18 protein-coding genes, 1 pseudogene and 1 riboswitch are annotated in these 17,204 nt (G+C 72.5%); of the genes and pseudogenes, 10 read left to right on the top strand and 9 right to left on the bottom strand.

Translation table 11 applies throughout. The features are described 5' to 3' along the window. The first annotated feature begins 27 nt into the window (after window positions 1–27). Complete coding sequence (locus DVR05_RS08950; RefSeq protein WP_116245377.1) at window positions 28–330, top strand: DUF6221 family protein; 303 nt, start codon at window positions 28–30, stop codon at window positions 328–330. A gap of 120 nt (window positions 331–450) precedes the next feature. On the opposite strand, the gene DVR05_RS08945 is transcribed toward DVR05_RS08950, so the two are convergent. Next, the gene (locus tag DVR05_RS08945; protein ID WP_116245376.1) at window positions 451–1,116 is read right to left on the bottom strand and encodes an HAD family hydrolase; all 666 of its coding nucleotides are present in this window, start codon (window positions 1,114–1,116) and stop codon (window positions 451–453) included. A gap of 186 nt (window positions 1,117–1,302) precedes the next feature. Between DVR05_RS08945 and DVR05_RS08940 the strand changes: the two genes are divergently transcribed. Continuing rightward, window positions 1,303–2,775, top strand: a complete 1,473-nt coding sequence (locus DVR05_RS08940; RefSeq protein WP_232832049.1) for an SDR family NAD(P)-dependent oxidoreductase — start codon at window positions 1,303–1,305, stop codon at window positions 2,773–2,775. A gap of 30 nt (window positions 2,776–2,805) precedes the next feature. Here DVR05_RS08940 and DVR05_RS08935 read toward each other — a convergent pair whose 3' ends face one another. Continuing rightward, on the bottom strand, window positions 2,806–3,327 hold the full coding sequence (locus tag DVR05_RS08935; RefSeq protein WP_116245374.1) for an N-acetyltransferase: 522 nt from the start codon (window positions 3,325–3,327) through the stop codon (window positions 2,806–2,808). Beyond that, window positions 3,324–3,617 carry a DUF1778 domain-containing protein gene (locus tag DVR05_RS08930; protein ID WP_232832048.1) on the bottom strand — a complete coding sequence of 98 codons (294 nt, stop codon included), beginning with the start codon at window positions 3,615–3,617 and terminating at the stop codon, window positions 3,324–3,326. The genes DVR05_RS08935 and DVR05_RS08930 overlap by 4 nt, the downstream gene beginning before the upstream one ends. A gap of 234 nt (window positions 3,618–3,851) precedes the next feature. Here DVR05_RS08930 and DVR05_RS08925 point away from each other — a divergent pair. Further along, window positions 3,852–4,121 (top strand): annotated as a pseudogene (locus tag DVR05_RS08925) (short-chain dehydrogenase); the annotation flags it as partial. A gap of 129 nt (window positions 4,122–4,250) precedes the next feature. Here the strand turns inward: DVR05_RS08925 and DVR05_RS08920 are convergent. Together DVR05_RS08920 and DVR05_RS08915 are read right to left on the bottom strand one after the other, a co-directional pair. Next, complete coding sequence (locus DVR05_RS08920; protein ID WP_116245373.1) at window positions 4,251–4,898, bottom strand: response regulator transcription factor; 648 nt, start codon at window positions 4,896–4,898, stop codon at window positions 4,251–4,253. Then, window positions 4,895–6,139, bottom strand: coding sequence for a sensor histidine kinase (locus tag DVR05_RS08915; RefSeq protein ID WP_116245372.1), 1,245 nt, complete (start codon window positions 6,137–6,139; stop codon window positions 4,895–4,897). The genes DVR05_RS08920 and DVR05_RS08915 overlap by 4 nt, the downstream gene beginning before the upstream one ends. A gap of 143 nt (window positions 6,140–6,282) precedes the next feature. Between DVR05_RS08915 and DVR05_RS08910 the strand changes: the two genes are divergently transcribed. Continuing rightward, window positions 6,283–7,437: a DUF418 domain-containing protein gene (locus DVR05_RS08910; RefSeq protein WP_232832047.1), complete on the top strand. Its 1,155-nt coding sequence runs from the start codon at window positions 6,283–6,285 to the stop codon at window positions 7,435–7,437. A 154-nt stretch (window positions 7,438–7,591) separates the two neighbouring features. On the opposite strand, the gene DVR05_RS08905 is transcribed toward DVR05_RS08910, so the two are convergent. Then, entirely contained in the window at window positions 7,592–7,876 is a 285-nt protein-coding gene (locus DVR05_RS08905) for a ubiquitin-like small modifier protein 1 (protein ID WP_116245371.1), read from the bottom strand. Window position 7,877: 1 nt separating this feature from the next. Next, on the bottom strand, window positions 7,878–8,981 hold the full coding sequence (locus tag DVR05_RS08900; protein WP_116245370.1) for a sialidase family protein: 1,104 nt from the start codon (window positions 8,979–8,981) through the stop codon (window positions 7,878–7,880). Between the two features lie 429 nt (window positions 8,982–9,410). On the opposite strand from DVR05_RS08900, the gene DVR05_RS08895 reads away from it, so the two are divergent. From DVR05_RS08895 to DVR05_RS08870, 6 genes are all read left to right on the top strand, one after another. After that, window positions 9,411–9,998: a TetR/AcrR family transcriptional regulator gene (locus DVR05_RS08895; protein WP_116245369.1), complete on the top strand. Its 588-nt coding sequence runs from the start codon at window positions 9,411–9,413 to the stop codon at window positions 9,996–9,998. Between the two features lie 141 nt (window positions 9,999–10,139). Continuing rightward, window positions 10,140–10,327: riboswitch (cobalamin riboswitch) on the top strand. Between the two features lie 212 nt (window positions 10,328–10,539). Continuing rightward, window positions 10,540–12,066: a CoA-acylating methylmalonate-semialdehyde dehydrogenase gene (locus DVR05_RS08890; protein WP_116245368.1), complete on the top strand. Its 1,527-nt coding sequence runs from the start codon at window positions 10,540–10,542 to the stop codon at window positions 12,064–12,066. 9 nt (window positions 12,067–12,075) lie between these two features. Beyond that, window positions 12,076–13,215: an acyl-CoA dehydrogenase family protein gene (locus DVR05_RS08885; protein ID WP_116245367.1), complete on the top strand. Its 1,140-nt coding sequence runs from the start codon at window positions 12,076–12,078 to the stop codon at window positions 13,213–13,215. After that, the gene (locus DVR05_RS08880; RefSeq protein WP_116245366.1) at window positions 13,215–14,336 is read left to right on the top strand and encodes an enoyl-CoA hydratase/isomerase family protein; all 1,122 of its coding nucleotides are present in this window, start codon (window positions 13,215–13,217) and stop codon (window positions 14,334–14,336) included. The genes DVR05_RS08885 and DVR05_RS08880 overlap by 1 nt, the downstream gene beginning before the upstream one ends. Next, window positions 14,333–15,343, top strand: a complete 1,011-nt coding sequence (gene mmsB / locus DVR05_RS08875; protein ID WP_232832046.1) for a 3-hydroxyisobutyrate dehydrogenase — start codon at window positions 14,333–14,335, stop codon at window positions 15,341–15,343. Before DVR05_RS08880 ends, mmsB begins: the two co-directional genes overlap by 4 nt. A gap of 185 nt (window positions 15,344–15,528) precedes the next feature. Beyond that, window positions 15,529–15,966, top strand: a complete 438-nt coding sequence (locus tag DVR05_RS08870) for a hypothetical protein (RefSeq protein ID WP_157982412.1) — start codon at window positions 15,529–15,531, stop codon at window positions 15,964–15,966. An 82-nt stretch (window positions 15,967–16,048) separates the two neighbouring features. Here DVR05_RS08870 and DVR05_RS08865 read toward each other — a convergent pair whose 3' ends face one another. After that, complete coding sequence (locus tag DVR05_RS08865) at window positions 16,049–16,414, bottom strand: hypothetical protein (RefSeq protein ID WP_157982411.1); 366 nt, start codon at window positions 16,412–16,414, stop codon at window positions 16,049–16,051. A gap of 98 nt (window positions 16,415–16,512) precedes the next feature. Continuing rightward, window positions 16,513–17,031: an ATP-binding protein gene (locus DVR05_RS08860; RefSeq protein WP_232832045.1), complete on the bottom strand. Its 519-nt coding sequence runs from the start codon at window positions 17,029–17,031 to the stop codon at window positions 16,513–16,515. Between the last annotated feature and the right edge of the window lie 173 nt (window positions 17,032–17,204).

Here is a 17,204-nt window from a genome sequence, read left to right as displayed (position 1 = left end):
GTGCGGTGACCGGAGGAGGGTCGTTCCGTGACCATCGTCGAGTTCCTGAACGCGCGGCTGGACGAGGACGAGCGCGCGTCGAGGGCCGTCCCCGCGGGAACTCGCGGCCGGGACCGGGCGCTGGCCGAGGTGGCGGCCAAGCGCATGATCGTGGCGGGCTACGCCGAGGCCCACTCCGCGAGCATGCGCACCCTCGAACCCACGCCCTCCCCGCCCGCCGAGGGCGGCGGCGACCCGTGGTCGGAACTCCTCGCCTGGCGGCGGGCGGTGAAGTACCTGGCCACGGTGTACCGGAACCATCCCCAGTACGACCGGTCCTGGGAGGAGTGAGCCGTCCCTGCCGCGCTCCTGCGCTTCGCGGCGGGGCGGGCGCCCCCACCGGACGCCTTCGGCGCGGTACCCGCCCTGGTCGGACGCTGGAACGTCGACCTCCCGGGGCCGGGCCGCGGCTCACAGCGCCAGCAGGGCCTTCACCACCTGGTCGAGGTCCCTGCCGGACACGTCCGGCTCCGGGAACACCGCCGGGAAGCGGCCCTCCAGGTGGGCTGACCACCCGGTCACCAGCCCGGCCCGCCTCGCGCCGCCCACGTCCCACCCGTGCGCGGTGACCAGGCCGAGTTCGCGCGGCTCGACCCCCAGCACCCGCGCCGCCGCGAGGTAGGGCGCCGCGGCCGGTTTCCAGGCCCCCGCCGACGCGCCGCCGAACACCCCCTCGACCAGGTCGAGCAGGCCCGCCCGCTCCAGCAGCTCCCGGGTCGGGAGCTCGTCGCCGTTGGCGAGGGTCACCACCCGCAGGCCCGCCTCGCGCGCGGCGGTCACGGCCGCGGCGGCCTCGCGCCGGGGTTCGAGCCGCGACATCCCCTCGATGATGGAGTCCTCCGCCGCCGGGGCGATCTGGTGTCCCGTGATGTCCCTGAGCGACCCCCGGGCCACGTCCTCGAACGAGCGGTCGCCGCCCAGCAGGGCCAGCGCGAAGGTGTCGCGGAGCACGTGGTCGATCCAGCGGGTCATGAGGACGCGGGGGATCCCCGCCTCGCGGAACCGCCACTCCAGCGGTCCCAGCGGGAACAGGGTGTCGAGGACGTCGAAGGCGAGGGCGACGGGGCGAGGTGGCATCTGCTCTGCTCCTACCGGGGGGAGGGGTCGCTGACAGCGTCCTACCCAGACCGGTCGCCGCCGCCCCCACGCGTCCGGAACCGGTCCCGCCCCGCACCGGATCGTTCCCGGTCCGGTCCCCGGATGCGCATATGGTTCCTTTTGGCCCCGCCCCGGGGGCCGTGGAGGACAGTGGTGGAGTCAGCGGTGACGGAAGACGTGACGGAGACGACGGAGATCGGAGTCGACCCGGAGCACCTGCGTGTGTGCCTGGACGTGATCGCACGGGTGGAGGAGCTTCCCACCGACCACCCGGACTCGCTCGCCCTGCAACGGGCCTCCGCCAAGCTCTTCAAGATCGTGAAGGAGAAGCGGCGGCGCGCCCGCAGGGCCGCCGCGAAGGCGCACGACGACGCCGTGCTCTCCGCCACCGCCACCGCCGCTCCGGACCGGATCGACGACGAGACCAACGGCCGCGCGCTGACCAGCGGAGTCACCGGGGCCCTGGCCGGGGTGCTCAGGAGGGCCCGGCCCTGCTACGTGTGCAAGGAGAAGTACACGGAGGTCGACGCCTTCTACCACCAGCTGTGCCCCGCGTGCGCGGCCCTGAACCGGGAGCGCCGCAACGCGCGCACCGATCTGACCGGTCGGCGCGCCCTGCTCACCGGCGGCCGGGCCAAGATCGGCATGTACATCGCGCTGCGGCTGCTGCGCGACGGCGCGCACACCACCATCACCACGCGGTTCCCCAAGGACGCGGTCCGCCGCTTCGCCGCCATGCCGGACAGCGACCGATGGCTGCACCGGCTCCGCGTGGTCGGCGTCGACCTGCGCGACCCCGCCCAGGTCCTGCGGCTGGCCGACACCGTGGCCGGACAGGGGCCGCTGGACATCCTCATCAACAACGCGGCGCAGACGGTGCGGCGCTCACCCGGGTCCTACGGTCCGCTCATCGCCGCCGAGGCCGAACCGCTCACCGGGGAGGGACTGCCCGAGCCGCTGGTCCTCGGGGAAGTGCGGCCCCGCGCCCTGGAGGGGGCGGAGGAACGGGGGGCGGAGGAGTTCCGGGTCGCCCCGCACGCGCTCACCCCGCAGATGCTCACCTCGCTGGCCCTGACCACCGGGTCGGCCTCGATGGAGCGGGTGCGCGCGGGCGACGCCATCGACGCCGGGGGCCTGGTGCCGGACCTGGCCCCGGTCAACAGCTGGACGCGGAAGGTCGGCGAGGTCGACCCCGTCGAGATGCTCGAAGTGCAGCTGTGCAACGTGAGCGCCCCGTTCCTGCTCGTCGACCGCCTGCGCCCCGCCCTGGCGGCCTCCTCCGCCCGGCGCGCCTACATCGTCAACGTGTCCGCCATGGAGGGCGTCTTCGGGCGCGGTTACAAGGGCGCGGGCCACCCGCACACCAACATGGCCAAGGCCGCGCTCAACATGCTCACGCGGACCAGCGCCCAGGAGCTGCTGGAGACCGACGGCATCCTCATGACCAGCGTCGACACGGGCTGGATCACCGACGAACGGCCGCACCCGGACAAGGAGCGGATCGCCGAGGCCGGGTTCCACGCCCCCCTGGACCTGGAGGACGGGGCGGCGCGGGTGTACGACCCCATCGTCCGCGGCGAGCTCGGGGAGGACCTGTACGGCTGCTTTCTGAAGGACTACGCTCCCGCCGCCTGGTAGGAGTGTCCGAGTTCGGGGCGGGTCTACGGATCAAGCGAGTGCGCGGCGGAGATCCTTCATCAGCAGTACGAGGTGCATCGGATCGCTTGGGCTCCGCTCGAACTGAGCGAGGCTGAGGTAGAACTGTCGTGCTGATTCGCTCTCGCAGTGGATGAGGAGAGCACGGACACCGATCGTTTCGGAAGCTACTGCGACCCGGCGCAGCGCATCGACTACGAGGGCTTTGCCGAGCCCCGTCCCCTGGACACGGATGTCGACTCCCAGCCGGGTCAGGATGACAACGGGCTGATGGTACTTGCCAGCGCCGCGCAGGAGTCGGCTGGGAGCCGAGGAGGGAGCGATGCTTCCAGCGGCCAGAGCGTAGTAGCCGACTACTGGACGATCCATGTTCGGGTCTTCGTCACACACGACGTAGACGCGTGATCCACCTGAGCGGTGTGCTTGGAGCGCATGGTCGGTCAACCAGTCGGATTGGGCGTGTGATCCGCAGTCGAAGTCGGTTGTCCTGTGATGTGCGGTGAGCGGCTCGACCGATCCGAACCTTGGCTTCACGTGTCGTCCTCATGGCGCTGCGAGTTGTTCTCGTCGAGCACAGTGGGTCCGGCCAGTAGCTCTCGCAACCCGGGGATGTCGCGTGCGGGACGCTCCAGGGCCGAGTCGAAGGCGGCCCACTCCTGTTCGTCCAACGTGAAGACCCGCCGGTCTGCCAGTATGTTCGCCGCCGCTTCGGTGGCCGCGCCGAGGACGAAGGCTGAGATCGTGTCCCCCGAGACGGTGCTTGCGGCCTCAAGCAGGGCCTTCTGCCGGTCGTCGACTCTCAGATGGATTCTTTCTGACTTCATGGGGGTAGTCATACCCCAGATTGTACGCACAATGTGCACACGCAGGAGTGTGTCTTCGGCGAACAGCGATGCCCCCTTCATGGCCACGGGACGCAGGGCGTACCGGTGAGGCGGCTGTCGGCTGGGGCGAAAACGCGCTTGCCGGTCGTCCGTGGGGGTGGTCCGCACATGGTGCCCTTGGCTTGGGGGCGTGTGGGGGTGTGCGAGGGGGCTGCGGTCTCACAAACCCCTCAAGTCGCCAAGGCCGCGCTCAACATGCTCACGCGGACCAGCGCCCAGGAGCTGCTGGAGACCGACGGCATCCTCATGACCAGCGTCGACACGGGCTGGATCACCGACGAACGGCCGCACCCGGACAAGGAGCGGATCGCCGAGGCCGGGTTCCACGCCCCCCTGGATCTGGAGGACGGGGCGGCGCGGGTGTACGACCCCATCGTCCGCGGCGAGCTCGGCGAGGACCTGTACGGCTGCTTTCTGAAGGACTACGCTCCCGCCGCCTGGTAGAGGTGTCCGCCGCGGGACTCCGCTTCGCTTCGGCCCGTGTCCGGGCGAATGCTCCGAGAAGCCCGCACCAGGGCGTGTTCCGTGGGTGCTGCCCGCCGCGCCGCAGGGTGTGTGCCCGCGGGACACGCTCTAGTCCACGTGGCCGCCCCGATAGGCCCAGGCGGCGATCTCGACCCGGTTGCGTGCCCCCAGCTTGTTCTGGATGCTCGCCAGGTGGGTCTTGACCGTGCTCACCGTGACGTACAGCTCCGCGGCCACCTCGGTGTTGGTCAGCCCGCGCGCCACCGCGCGCACGATGTCCAGTTCCCGGTCGGTGAGCCCGGCCCTGTCCCCCCTCGGACGCGGCCCCGTCTCGGCGAAGTGCCGCAGCAACCGGACGGTGATCCTCGGGGAGACCAGGGCGTCGCCCCGGGCCGCCGCGCGCACCGCCTCGATCAGCAGCGCCGGGCCCGCGTCCTTGAGCAGGAACCCCACGGCCCCGCCGGTCAGCGCGGCGTGGACGTACTCGTCCAGGTCGAACGTGGTCACCACGACCACGCGCAGCGGGTCGGCCACCCCCGGTCCGGCCAGCCGCCGGGTGGCCTCCAGGCCGTCCACTCCCGGCATGCGGATGTCCATGAGCGTCACGTCCGGGCGCAGTTCCCGCGCCAGCCGCACCGCCTCCACCCCGTCATCCGCCTCGCCGACGACCTCGATGTCGTCCTCGGCGTCCAGCATGTAGCGGAAGCCGGTCCGCACCATCCGCTGGTCGTCGGCGATCAGTACCCGAATCGTCACGCGTCGTCTCCGTTCCGGCCGTTCGGCGCCCCGTCGGGCAGCGGCAGCCACGCCCGTACCACCCACCCCCGGCTCCGGCCCAGCGGTCCGGCGGTCAGCTCCCCGCCGAGCAGCCTGGCCCGCTCGGCCATGCCGACCAGGCCGTAACCGCCGCCCGTCTGGACCCCGGCGCCGCGTCCGTCGTCGTACACGCGCAGCCGCACACCGTCGTCGAGGACCTCCACGGCCACGCTCACCCGCTCGGCGCCGCGCGCGTACCGCAGCGCGTTGGTCACCGACTCCTGGACGATCCGCAGGACCGCCGTGCCGACGGAGGGCGGCAGGTCCGCCACCCCGCCGCTGGTGTGCACGCACACCTCGGGACGGCCGGGGCGGGCGGGCGCGGCCAACCGGCTGAGCCCCTCGGCGGGGTTCGGGTTCAGGGGGGCGTCCTCGTGTTCCCGCAGCCGGGAGACCATACCGCGCATGGACTCCAGAGCGCGTGCGCCCGCGGCCTCGATCTCCGGCAGCGCCGTCCGCACCGTCTCCGGGTCGCGTTCGGCGACGTGCCGCAGCGCCTGCACCTGGACCACGATCCCGGTGACCTCGTGCGCGACCACGTCGTGCAGGTCGCGGGCGAGGGCCAGCCGTTCGTGCGCCCGAACCGCCGCCACCTGGGCGGCGTGCCGGGCCGCCCGCCACCGCAGGTACAGCCCCGGGGCCAGGCCCAGTCCGAGGAGCACCAGGGAGAGGGAGAGCTGGCCCGTCCAGTGCGGCTCCCGCAGGTACTCGGAGAGGAAGGCCGCGTACGCGGCCGCGGAGACGGCGCCGATCTGCCAGGCTCGGCAGCGCAGGGCCGTGAGCGACAGCAGGAACAACAGAGCGAGGACCTCGGACAGGGCGAAGGCGTACCCGAACTCGCCCTTGGGCGGGAACCACAGGGCCGCGGAGACCGCCGTGACGGTGAGGGCGCCGCCGAGCCCGAGGAGCGCGGTCGCGGTCGCCCGGGTGCGCGGCCGGAGCGCGACCAGGCAGAGGAGGACGAGCAGGGAGCCGGACCCCAGGGCCAGGGCGTAGAGCGACGTGACCGGCGGGCCGAGCCAGTCCTGGGGCGCGTGGAGGGACCGCGCGGTGTCGGCGAGGTCGAGGGACCAGGCGAGGAGCAGCAGGGCGGCCGCTCCCCACGCGACGAGTCGGGGCAGTCCGCCGTCGGTGTGCGAGAGGTGTCCGGTGATGCGGGCGAACGCCCTGTTCAGCGCCATGATGATCAGGTTAGGCAGGAACCCGGTGCGCGGCCTCGACCGAAAGGACGAGACGGCGCGTCCCGGGGGTCGGCGGATCGGTCGATGTGCGACGGGGGGTCCGCGGGCGAGGGTTGACGGGTGCCTACCAAGGAGGGGAACCCGTGACCGACATCCATACCCGCCCCGAACCCCAGGCGCCGCCCGCTCCCCGGGTGGCCTTCCTCGACGTCGCGCGGGCGCTCGCGATGATCGGTGTGGTCATGATGAACGTGACCGTCGTCGTGTTCGCCGCCGAGCGCGTCGGCGCCGTGCCCGTGTCCACGCTGACGAGCGTCGTCGACGGCACCGCCTCGCTGCTGATGTCCGGCAAGGCCCGGGCCATGCTCATGGTCCTGCTCGGCGTGGGCGCCGTGCTCGCGTGGCGGGGCGCGGTCCGGCGCGGTCAGCGCCCCATGACGGTGATGGCCCGCCGCTACGCCGTGCTCGGGCTGCTCTTCGGGGTGCCGCACCTGCTCGTGTTCGACGGCGACATCCTCACCCACTACGCGATCACCGCGATCGTCCTGGCTCCGCTGATGCCGGTGCTGCTGGCCGGGGCGCGGCGCCGTCCGCTGGTCGCGGCCGTCCTGCTCTTCGCGCTCGCGCCGGGTTTCGAGCTCCTGATGCCGACGGGTGGCGTGTGGATCCTGGTCTCCCTCGTCCCGCAGACCCTGGCGTTCTTCTGTGTCGGCGTGTGGCTGGCCCGCCGCCCCGAACTCGACCCGGAGCGCCGGGGCGAGCCCTCCCGCCTGCCGGTCCGGATGATCTGGTCGGGGCTCGCGGGCCAGGCGGTCGGCCTGGTCGCCATGTTCTCCGCCGACCTGCTGTTCCCGGTGCGGGTGGACGCCGACGGCGTCCCCGTCCACCTCGGGGCCGACGGCGTGCCGGTCACGCACCCGGTGTCGGACGCGCTCGTCTCCCTGGGCGGCTCCCTCTCGGGGATCGGCGGCGCCCTGTTCTACCTGGGTCTGGTCTGGTGGCTGGTCGGCCGGGGGCGCGGCGCCTCGCGGGTGCTGGGCGCCTTCGCCCCGCTCGGCCGGATGACGCTGACCGTGTACCTGGGCAGCACGGCCGTGTTCCTCCTGACCATGTCCCCCTTCGAGGGCGAGATCCCGTTGCTGGGTCAGTACGGTGTCGCCGCCGCCTACTTCGCGGTGACGGCGCTGGGCGCCCGGTGGTGGATGCGCCGGTTCCGGCTGGGACCCCTGGAGTGGGTGTGGCGCTCCCTCACCCACCTCCGCCCGATGCCGATGCGCCGGGTGCCCGCGGACGCCTGACCGGAGGCCGCCCCGGAGCGGTCGCCCCGGGGGTGCGTTCGGACGCCGACAGGGGTCGGAGGGCGGTGGCCCACCCGGTGCGCGAAGCGCCTCTGCGGGCGGTGGCGGGCGACGGGCGGGGGAGGCGCGCCGGGAACCCGCGACACGCACGGCCCTAACCGCCGGCCACCGAGGGCAGCAGCCGGACCTCGGCCCCGTCGGGGACCGGAGCGTCCAGTCCGCCGATGCCCCGGCACTCGTCTCCGTCGACGAACACGTTCACGTACCGGCGGAGCGCGCCCCGCTCGTCGCGGATCCGCCGGTCCAGGCCCGGGTGCCGGGCGGTCAGCGCGTCCAGCACGCCCCGCAGCCCGGCGCCGTCGTCGACCTCGACCGGAACGTGGGCGGCGCCCCCGGCGTCCGCCCGCAGCAGCCCCGGCAGGTGGACCGTCACGCGCACCTCACACCTCCACGGCGCGCACGCACAGGACGTCGGGCAGGTGGGCGGCCACCTGGTGCCAGCGCTTCCCGTCGTCCGTGGCGGCGTAGACGTCACCGGTCCGGGTCCCGAAGTAGAACCCCGGCACGTCCGCCCCGTCGGTGCAGGCCGCGTCGCGCAGGACGATCCCGAAGTAGGGGCCCTGCGGCAGGCCCTCGGTGACCGGGCGCCAGCTGTCGCCGCCGTCGTCCGTGCGGTACACGCCCAGGCGGTTGTCGGGCGGCAGGTGCACCTCCTGGCTGAGCACGGGGAAGGTGAACGCGGTCTCCGGGCGTCCCGGGTGCGCGACCACGGCGAACCCGAAGTTGGAGGGCAGTCCCTTCTCGATGGACGTCCACCCCTCCCCGGCGGGGTCGGCGCTGCGGTAGACCCCGTGGTGGTTCTGGAGGTAGAGGACCCCGTTCGGCGCCGCCGCGACCTTGTGGACGCACTGGCCGTACTCGGGCTCCTCGTCCGGGAGGAACACGGCCGAGACGCCCTTGTTGGCGGGCGTCCAGGTCGCCCCGGCGTCGCGGGTCTGGTAGACGCCGCCGGTGGACATGGCGACGGTCATGGCCTCCGGCGAGCGCCCGTTCGACCCCAGCAGCCCCGGCAGGATGGTGTGGATCGCGCCGCCGCCCGCGCCGGGGAACCAGTCCGCCCGGTGGGGATGGTCCCAGAGGGGGCGCACCAGCCGGAAGCTCAGCCCCCCGTCCGTCGACCGGAAGAGGGCGTGCGGTTCCACACCCGCGTACACCGTGTCGGGTTCAGGCCCGAAGGCGAACTGCCAGACGCGGGTGAACGAGGCGTTGGTGTCCTCGGGGAAGGCGATGGGGGCGGTGTCCGGTTCGTGCCACGAAGCGCCGTTGTCGTCGCTGTACCAGACGCTCGGGCCGAAGTGCGAGCTCTCGGCTCCGGCGAGGATGCGGCCGGAGCGCGGGTCGACCCCGACGGCGTACACCGAGCTCATACTCGCGTAGTCGGCCGTGTCGAGCCGGTGGGGTCCGGTCACCTCCCACGCGCGCCGGTCCTCGCTGCTGGCGGTGAAGAGTCCCTTGCGCGTGCCTATGACCAGGAGATACGTCATAACCAACTCCCAGGATGTGATGCGGGTCTCCCACTGTGGCACAGGGGGACGTCATTCTGGGGGAGGTCGCGCGAACGGTGGCGCCACCTATGGTTAGGAAACTTGACTGTTTCGCCGGATGTGGAATTTCGGTCACCCGGCGAAATGGAGGCCCGCGCCGTAGGCATAACCCTCTGGGTGAGGAACCACATTCCATCTCGGTGCCGGTCGATCCCTGATGCGGTTGTCATCCGGTGTCGGTTCTGCAATAAAATTCCGGCCCAACCGGAACATGCGCGTGGGGTCCCTGGTCGAGCCCGACGCCCGTGTCCGCAACCAGATCGGCCGTACGATTCCCGCTACCCCGGTCTCACGGAGCGTTTTGGGACCAGAGTCCTTATGGTTCCAAGTCTCAGGGAGAACCGGGTTCCCACTCGATAGGGTCGCCTCATGCACCACCCCCCGGACACGCTCCACGCCCGTAAACGGCGCAAGGCCCGCGCGCTGATCGTGTCGGCCGCCTTCCAGCTCTTCGCCGAGCACGGATTCGACAACGTCACCGTCGCGGAGATCGCCGAACGTGCCGAGGTGGGGCGTACCACCTTCTTTCGGTACTTCGGGGACAAACAACAGGTGCTGTTCGCGGACGACGCGGATGAGGCCGACCGCGTCTGCGCCCACGTGCGCGAGAAGGCGTCCGCTCCCGTGGCGGACGATCTCGGTGCCGCGGTCGCGCTCCTGCGCGAGGCGGGCGCCCAGGCGCACGTCGCCCTGTCGCCCGACCACGCGGCGGTGCTGATGCGACTGCTGAGGGAGAGCGACGACCTCAGGTCCCGCTATCTCCTGATGCGGCAGTGCCGGGCCGACAAGCTGGCGAACGCGCTCATGGAGGTCGGCGCGGCGGAGGCCGTGGCCGTCCTGGCCGCCCACGTCGCGATGGCCTGCGAGCTGACCGCGATGCGCCTGTCGGAGGGTCCGGAGGCCGTTCCCGTCCGCCTGGACGAGGCCCACGGGCTCCTCGCCGCCCTGGAGCGGTAGCACCCGACCTCCGGTCCCCGGCCGCGGGGCGCACGGGCGCGTGTCCGCCCGTCTCCCCGTCCCGGACCGCCGGCGTCCGGTGTCCCGGACCACCTCTCAGTCCGTGTGGTCCGGGTCACAGTCCGGAGGCTCTGGATTTACTTGGACGTCCAACTATATGGTGGGCGTCACAGAGCCGCGGTGCAGGGAAGCCGGTGCGAATCCGGCACGGTCCCGCCACTGTGTCCGGGGAGTGCTCTTCCAGGCGATGCCACCGGCGTCAGCCGGGAAGGCGGGGAGAGCGCGCCGATCCGGGAGTCAGGAGACCGGCCGCGGCTGTCCACAACCGTGTGATCCACGAGGACGGAGCGAGCACGCATGGCACCGGTACGCGCCCACGCGACCCGGTCCGGGCACGCGACACCGCCCGGCCACGCGATCGGGCACGACCGCTGAACCCGGCGACCCGACACCACGGGCCACCCGGACGGCCGCGCACCATCGCGGCCCCGTTCCCCATGCCCCCGTGCCCCTCCCCCTCCAGACGAGAGCTGGTGCGCCAATGGTCAGTGAGAACCACGAACCCGACGAGCCCCGCGAACTCACGCACTTCGTACATGGAAAGCACGTCCCCGGGCGGTCCGGCTCCTTCGGCGACGTCTTCGACCCCAACAACGGCACCGTCCAGGCCCGCGTCCCCCTCGCCGACCGGGCCGAGACCGAGGCCGCCATCGCCGACGCCGAACGCGCCCAGCCCGAGTGGGCCGCCTGGAACCCCCAGCGCCGGGCCCGCGTCCTCCTCCGCTTCCTCCAGCTCGTCGACGACGAACGCGAGACCCTCGCCCGCCTGCTGTCCGCCGAACACGGCAAGACCGTCGCCGACGCCCACGGCGACATCCAGCGCGGCCTGGAGGTGGTCGAGTTCGCCGCCGGGATCCCGCACCTGCTCAAGGGCGAGTTCACCGACAACGCCGGGACCGGGATCGACGTCCACTCCCTCCGCCAGCCGCTGGGCGTCGTCGCGGGCATCACCCCGTTCAACTTCCCGGCGATGATCCCGCTCTGGAAGGCAGCGCCCTCCCTCGCCTGCGGCAACGCGTTCGTCCTCAAACCGTCCGAGCGCGACCCCTCCGTCCCGCTCCGCATCGCCGAACTCTTCCTGGAGGCGGGACTGCCCCCGGGCGTGCTCAACGTCGTCAACGGCGGCAAGGAGAGCGTCGACACCCTGCTCACCGACCCCCGCGTGGCCGCCGTCGGGTTCGTCGGCTCCACCCCCATCGCCGAGTACGTCTACACGACCGCGACCGCGCACGGTAAGCGGGCCCAGTGCTTCGGCGGGGCCAAGAACCACATGATCGTCATGCCCGACGCCGACCTCGACCAGGCCGTGGACGCGCTGCTCGGCGCCGGTTACGGCTCCGCGGGCGAGCGCTGCATGGCCGTGTCCGTGGCCGTCCCGGTCGGTCGGGAGACCGCCGACGCGCTGGTCGCCCGTCTCACCGAGCGCATCGGCGCCCTGCGGGTCGGCCCCTCCCACGACCCCGACGCCGACTTCGGCCCGCTCGTCACCCGCGAGGCCCTGGAACGGGTCGAGCGCTACGTGGCCCTCGGCGTCGAGGAGGGCGCGGAGCTGGTCGTCGACGGGCGCGGGCACACCGTCCCCGGCCACGAGGACGGGTTCTTCACCGGCCCCAGCCTCTTCGACCGGGTCACCCCCGACATGCGGATCTACCGCGAGGAGATCTTCGGCCCCGTGCTCTGCGTCGTGCGCGCGGACACCTACGAGGAGGCCCTCCGCCTGCCCAGCGAGCACGAGTACGGCAACGGCGTCGCGATCTTCACCCGCGACGGCGACACCGCCCGCGACTTCTCCCAGCGCGTCAACACCGGCATGGTCGGCGTCAACGTGCCGATCCCGGTCCCCGTCGCCTACCACACCTTCGGCGGCTGGAAGCGGTCCGGGTTCGGCGACCTCAACCAGCACGGCCCCGACTCGATCCGGTTCCACACGCGCACCAAGACCGTCACCTCCCGCTGGCCGTCCGGGGCCAAGGAGGGCGCCAGCTTCACGATCCCGGTCATGCGCTAGGCGGCCGCAGTGAACACACTCACCGAGGACCAGATCATCCTGGCCGAGACCGCCCGCGACTTCGCCCGCGAGCACCTCGCGCCGCACGCCGTCGAGTGGGACCAGGCCAAGCACTTCCCCGTGGACGTGCTCCGCAAGGCCGCCGACCTCGGCCTGGGCGGCGTGTACGTCGGCGAGGAGTCCGGGGGCTCCGGACTCAGCCGCCTCGACGGGGCCATCGTCTTCGAGGCCCTGGCCACCGGCTGCCCGTCCATCGCCGGATACCTGTCCATCCACAACATGGTCGCCTGGATGGTCGACCGCTACGGCTCCGCCGAACAGCGCGCCCGCTGGCTGCCCGGCCTCTGCGCCGCCGACACCCTGGGCAGCTACTGCCTCACCGAACCCGGCGCGGGCTCCGACGCCGCCGCGCTCGGCACGCGCGCCGAACGCGACGGCGACCACTACGTCATCACCGGCACCAAGCAGTTCATCTCCGGCGCGGGCGCCTCGGAGGTGTACCTGGTCATGGCCCGGACCGGGGACGCCGGGGCCTCCGGGGTGTCCGCCTTCGTCGTCCACCGCGACGACCCGGGGCTGTCCTTCGGCGCCAACGAGGCCAAGATGGGCTGGAACGCCCAGCCCACCCGCCAGGTGATCCTGGACGGCGTCCGCGTCCCCGCCGACCGCCGTCTGGGGGAGGAGGGCGACGGCTTCCGGATCGCGATGCACGGCCTCAACGGCGGCCGACTCGGGATCGCCGCCTGCTCGCTCGGCGGGGGCCGCGCCGCACTGGAGGCCAGCACCGCCTACCTGGCCGACCGCGAGGCGTTCGGGGCGCCGCTGATCAACGCCCAGGCGCTGCGGTTCCGGCTCGCCGAGATGGCCACGGAGCTGGAGGCCGCCCGGTCCCTGCTGTGGCGGGCCGCCGCCGCCCTGGACGCGGGCGAACCCGAGGCGCAGCAGCTGTGCGCGATGGCCAAGCGGTTCGCCACCGAAGCCGGGTACACCGTCGCCGACGAGGCCCTCCAACTGCACGGGGGGTACGGATACCTCACCGAGTACGGGATTGAGAAGATCGTCCGCGACCTGCGGGTGCACCGAATCCTGGAAGGAACCAACGAGATCATGAGCCTGATCATCGCTCGCGGACTCACCGGGGCCGCCTGATGTCCGAGACACCCGGAGCCGCCCCCGCGTCCACCGGAACCGCCCCGCCCACCCCCTCCGACGCCGAGGTCGTGTCGCGCGTCGAGGGCGCGCTCGGCCGGATCACCCTGAACCGGCCCCGCGCGATCAACGCCCTCAACCACGCCATGGTGCGGGACATCGAGGCCGTCCTCACCGCGTGGGAGGGCGACGACACGGTGGCCGCCGTGCTCATCGACGGGGCCGGGGAGCGCGGCCTGTGCGCGGGCGGCGACATCCGCTCCATCCAGGCCAGCGCCAGGGGGGACGGCCGCGAGGCGGCCGCCTTCTGGCGCGACGAGTACCTGCTCAACGCGCACATCGCCCGATTCACCAAGCCGTACGTCGCCTTCATGGACGGCGTCGTCATGGGCGGCGGGGTGGGCGTGTCCGCGCACGGGAGCGTCCGTGTCGTCACCGAACGCTCCACCGTCGGCATGCCCGAGGCCACGATCGGGTTCGTGCCCGACGTCGGCGGCACCTTCCTGCTGTCCCGGGCGCCCGGGGAGACCGGCACGCACATGGCCCTGACCGCCGGTTCGGTCGGCCCCGGCGACGCCGTGTACACCGGCCTCGCCGACCACTTCGTCCCGTCCGAGCGGCTGGCCGACCTGGCCGACGCGCTCACCAAGGCCGCCTCCGCCGAGCACGTCGCCGACGCCGTCGGCCGGTTCGCCGAGACCGTCCCGGCCGGTGACCTGGCCGGTTCCCGGCACTGGATCGACGCCTGCTACTCCGCCGACACCGCCGAGGAGATCGTCGACCGGTTGCGCTCCCACGGAGACAAGGACGCCGCGCGCGCCGCCGACGTCATCGAGAGCAAGTCGCCCACCTCGGTGAAGGTCGCCCTGGCGGCGCTGTGCCGGGCCCGGGAGCTGCCCACGCTGGAGGCGGTCCTGGAGCAGGAGTACCGGGTCTCGTGCGCCACCCTGTCCTCCCCCGACCTGGTCGAGGGCGTGCGGGCGCAGGTGATCGACAAGGACCGGAACCCGAGGTGGGCGCCGGACCGGCTGGCGGAGGTGTCCGACAGCCACGTGGCGCGGTTCTTCGCCGCCGCGCCGGACGGGCCGCTGGGACTCATCGACGAGGGGAGCCGTGCATGACCGCCGTCGCGTTCGTCGGACTGGGCAACATGGGTGGGCCGATGGCCGCCAACCTCGTGACCGCCGGGCACACGGTCACCGGGTTCGACCTGGTGCCCGAGGCCCTGGCCAAGGCCGCCGAGACGGGTGTGCGCGCTGCGGACAGCCCGGCCGACGCGGTCGCCGGTGCCGAGGTGGTCGTCACGATGCTGCCGAGCGGACGGCACCTGCTCTCCGCCTACCGGGGCGCCGACGGGGAGACGGGGCTGCTGGCCGCCGCCCGCCCCGGGACGCTCTTCGTCGACTGCTCGACCGTGGACGTGGCCGACGCCCGCGCCGCCAACGCGGCGGCCGTCGCCGCGGGCCACCGGGCGGTGGACGCCCCGGTCTCGGGCGGTGTCGTGGGCGCGACCGCCGCGACGCTCACCTTCATGGTGGGGGCCGAGGGCGCCGACTTCGCCGACGTGGAACCGCTGCTGTCGGCGATGGGCCGCAAGGTGGTGCACTGCGGCGGGCCCGGCGGCGGGCAGGCCGCGAAGATCTGCAACAACATGGTGCTGGGCGCGTCGATGATCGCGGTCAGCGAGGCGTTCGTGCTCGGCGAGCGGCTGGGGCTGACCCACCAGGCGCTGTTCGACGTGGTCTCGACCGCGTCCGGCCAGTGCTGGTCGCTGACCACGAACTGCCCGGTGCCGGGGCCGGTCCCGACCAGCCCGGCCAACCGGGATTACCAGCCCGGGTTCGCCGCCTCGCTGATGGCCAAGGACCTGGGGCTGGCGGCCAACGCGCTGCGCGACACCGGGGTGGAGGCCGAGATCGGGCTGCACGCGGCCCGGATCTACGCGGCCTTCGCCGAGGGGCTGGAGACCGAGCGGGACTTCTCCGCGATCGTCAACGCCATCCGTGAGCGGTCCGGGAAGCCGGACGACGGCGGAGCGGACGGCGGGCTGGAGGCGGCCGGATCGGTCGGCGCGTCGGAGATCGAACCGGGCGTCGAGTCAGGCGGCCGATCAGGCGGCGGCTCCTGACCCACGGGACACGGCGAACGCCTCCGCGTGCGTGGCGCGCGGAGGCGTTCGCCGTTCGGGGGCGCCTCGTCGGTTGCGGAGAGGGGTGGTTCGGTGCGTTTCCGATGAATCGCGAACTTCATGGAACCGTGCCGACACGGATCGTGTCCAAGCCAGTGGCATCGTTCCCCACACGAGAGAGTTCCATGAACCCCCCTGTGCTCCCCATGCCCGGCAACCTCAAGGCGGTCCGGGTCGTCCTCGCTATCAGACTGGTTCTGGCCGTCATCATCTACGGTGTCGCGACACTGGGGTTCGTCATGGCGTCGGGAGACCCCTCCCTCCGAGCCCAGACGGAGGCCCAGACCGGGATGTCCTACGAAACCGCCCTACTGCTCATGGTCGTCGGGGTCGTGATCGTCGCCTTCGAGGGCTACGTGCTCGTGACCATGGGTCGGGGAGGTGCCAGGACACAGACGCTCCTGCGCGCGGTCGTCGTGCTCGCCTTCGTGTCCGCCGTCCTGAACCTCCTGATGGGGGAGAACGCGGTTCTGGGGTTCGTCCTCATGGTGGCCGTGGCGATCCTCATCGAGAGCCAGAGCGCCAAGGAGTGGTTCCGCACCACGGAGGGCTCCGTCGGCTGACCAGGCGCCCGTGATCATCGCGCCCTCCGAGGGGTGCCGTGGCGGGGCGGCGGTACCGCCGCCCCGCCACAGGCGTGTCCGGTCAGTCCGACCGGTGGAGGTAGGTGCGGACGAGGGAGGCGAGTCCGTCGAACTCACCCGGTGCCGGTCCCGCCAGGAGGTCACCCTCGGGGAGCCGCGGCCGGGGGATGCGGGGGAGCACGTAGGGGCGGACGAGGGCACCGCCGATCTCGTCGGGTCCGGGTTCCTGGGCGTCGGGTTCTGCCAGGGGTGTCGGGGCCAGCGAGGGGCGCTCGGGGGCCGGGGTGATCGCTCGGGTTCCAGGACCGGGAGTTTCGGGGGTGCACACGTAGGCCAGGGCCGTCGCGAGCGCGGCGGCGGCGAGCTGCCACAGCCGCGCGGCGAGGGACGCGGCGGGCCTGCGGTGCCGCCCGTTAGGGTGGTGCATGGTCATTCTCCTGCTTGCTCAGGTGGTTGATCGCGCCCCGGACCGGTGGTGGAGCACCGGCCGGGGCATCTTCTTGTGCGCGGCTGGCTCCCGGCCGGTCATCGGACCAGGTCGCGGTGGGGGTCGATCAGTGCCCAGAGGGTGAGGGGGCCGCCGTAGCGGCCGGTCCACCACCACTTCTCGGCGACGGCGGCCACGAGGAGGAGTCCGCGCCCGCCCGGGTACGGGTCCTTCGTCCGTTCGGGAACACGGGGAAGGGTGATCCGCCGGCCGGGGCGGGGGCCGTCGTCGGTCACGGAGACGAGCACGACGGTTCCGGGGAGGACCTCGACGCAGACCCTCACTCGGCCGCACCGGCCGCCGGAAGCGGTGTGGCGGACGGCGTTGGTCACGAACTCGCTGACGACCAGTCCCACCGGCGCGGCCTCGACCGGATCGAGCCCGGTGGCGTTCTGGCTCCAGTCGCGGATACGGCCGACCTGGTCGGGCGTCCCGTCGAAGTAGGCGGTGGACTCCCCCAGCCGCCGACCCCGCACGCGCACCGGCAACCCGCCCGCCACCCGCCGGTCCTCGTGCTGCTGTCCGCGCCTCGGTCGCGGGATGTCGGCTTCATGCATCGCTGCTCCTCCACGCCGATCGTTACCTGGAGGCTCAGCCGACTGGGGCACACTGTGCGTGGGACCGTTCATCGCTCCACCAACGTCGGATGTGCTGGAGTCGATGTGGTTTAGAGCTCATCTCATTTGGGTTCTCGGTAGCCTGCTCCTGTGTCGATGGTGGAACGGCTGGT

It is taken from the genome of Nocardiopsis sp. FIRDI 009, from assembly GCF_003386285.1.
GTDB lineage: Bacteria > Actinomycetota > Actinomycetes > Streptosporangiales > Streptosporangiaceae > Nocardiopsis.
This window is presented reverse-complemented; position numbering and strand designations above follow the sequence as displayed.

Coding starts and splice junctions, on each gene's coding strand:
- DVR05_RS08945 (WP_116245376.1), bottom strand. CDS start 1,116: ATGCCACCTCGCCCCGTCGCCCTCGCCTTCGACGTCCTCGACACCCTG.
- DVR05_RS08930 (WP_232832048.1), bottom strand. CDS start 3,617: ATGAAGTCAGAAAGAATCCATCTGAGAGTCGACGACCGGCAGAAGGCC.
- DVR05_RS08915 (WP_116245372.1), bottom strand. CDS start 6,139: ATGGCGCTGAACAGGGCGTTCGCCCGCATCACCGGACACCTCTCGCAC.
- DVR05_RS08900 (WP_116245370.1), bottom strand. CDS start 8,981: ATGACGTATCTCCTGGTCATAGGCACGCGCAAGGGACTCTTCACCGCC.
- DVR05_RS08895 (WP_116245369.1), top strand. CDS start 9,411: ATGCACCACCCCCCGGACACGCTCCACGCCCGTAAACGGCGCAAGGCC.
- DVR05_RS08890 (WP_116245368.1), top strand. CDS start 10,540: ATGGTCAGTGAGAACCACGAACCCGACGAGCCCCGCGAACTCACGCAC.
- DVR05_RS08880 (WP_116245366.1), top strand. CDS start 13,215: ATGTCCGAGACACCCGGAGCCGCCCCCGCGTCCACCGGAACCGCCCCG.
- mmsB (WP_232832046.1), top strand. CDS start 14,333: ATGACCGCCGTCGCGTTCGTCGGACTGGGCAACATGGGTGGGCCGATG.
- DVR05_RS08870 (WP_157982412.1), top strand. CDS start 15,529: ATGAACCCCCCTGTGCTCCCCATGCCCGGCAACCTCAAGGCGGTCCGG.
- DVR05_RS08865 (WP_157982411.1), bottom strand. CDS start 16,414: ATGCACCACCCTAACGGGCGGCACCGCAGGCCCGCCGCGTCCCTCGCC.
- DVR05_RS08860 (WP_232832045.1), bottom strand. CDS start 17,031: ATGCATGAAGCCGACATCCCGCGACCGAGGCGCGGACAGCAGCACGAG.